At 67.9% G+C, this 1091-nt stretch carries 1 pseudogene; it reads left to right on the plus strand.

Annotated features, from left to right (window positions below):
- Positions 1-76: 76 nt before the first annotated feature.
- Positions 77-1068, plus strand: a pseudogene (locus ACH4KB_RS37930) (IS5 family transposase).
- Positions 1069-1091 lie beyond the last annotated feature (23 nt).

Raw genomic sequence — 1091 nt, forward strand, 5'->3', positions numbered from 1 at the left:
TAGGGCGTGTATCGGGTCGCGATCAACATGCGCGTTTTGCCCTCACGGCGCGTGCGGATCCGGTAGTCCGTATCGCATGACACGGGCGCAACTGACGGACCTGGAATGGGAGTACGTCGAGCCGTACCTGCCGATCGGCGAGTACGGCCCGTATCCCGCACGCCTGCGGAAGCAGTTCGAGGGCGTGATCTGGAAGTTTCGCTCGGGAGCGCAGTGGCGGGAGATGCCGGCCGAGTTCGGCGCGTGGTCCACCGTGCACAACCGCTTCCGCCAGTGGCGGGATGCCGGAATCTTCGAGACCTTGCTGGAAGGGCTGATCGCGCAGGCGGCCGCGCGAGGCGAGGTGGACCTTTCCCTGGTCAGCGTGGACTCCACCACCGCCCGGGCCCACCATGACGCGGCTGGTATGCGTCTGGCACCCGGTGTGCTCGACGCACTGGAGAAGGCCGCACACGAGGAGAAGGCCCGGTCAAAGGGGGCACCGAGGAAGAACAATCCGGACCGGACACCGATGGCGTCGCCGGGCGAAGACGCCTCCGTCAGCGGCGCAGGCTCCGGCTGAAGGCCGCCCTGCTGGGGCGTTCGCGGGGCGGGCAGACCAGCAAGGTCCACGTCGCTTGCGACCGTCGATGCCGGCCGCTCGTGCTGACTTTGACCGCGGGACAGGCTGCTGACAGCCCGCAGTTCATCCCCGTCCTCGATCAGTTGCGGGTCCGCGGCCCGGCAGGCCGGCCCCGCACCCGGCCCGACGCGGTCGCCGGTGACAAGGCGTACTCCTCCCGCGGCAACCGCGCCTACCTGCGCAGACGGAACATCAAGGCCGTCATCCCGGAGAAGAAGGACCAGGCCGCCAACCGGAAGAAGAAGGGCCGCCGGGGCGGCCGACCCCTCACCCACGACACCGGCCTCTACAAGGAGCGCAACACGGTCGAGCGACTGATCAACAAGCTCAAGGCGTGGCGCGGCATCGCCACCCGCTTCGACAAGACACCCGAGAGCTACCTGGCCGGACTCCAACTCCGGGCCTCCATGATCTGGATCAAAGACCTCACGCGAACCACCCAGTGATCACGACCCGATACACGCCCTAG

The sequence above is a fragment of the Streptomyces sp. NPDC017520 genome, from assembly GCF_044329855.1.
GTDB lineage: Bacteria > Actinomycetota > Actinomycetes > Streptomycetales > Streptomycetaceae > Streptomyces.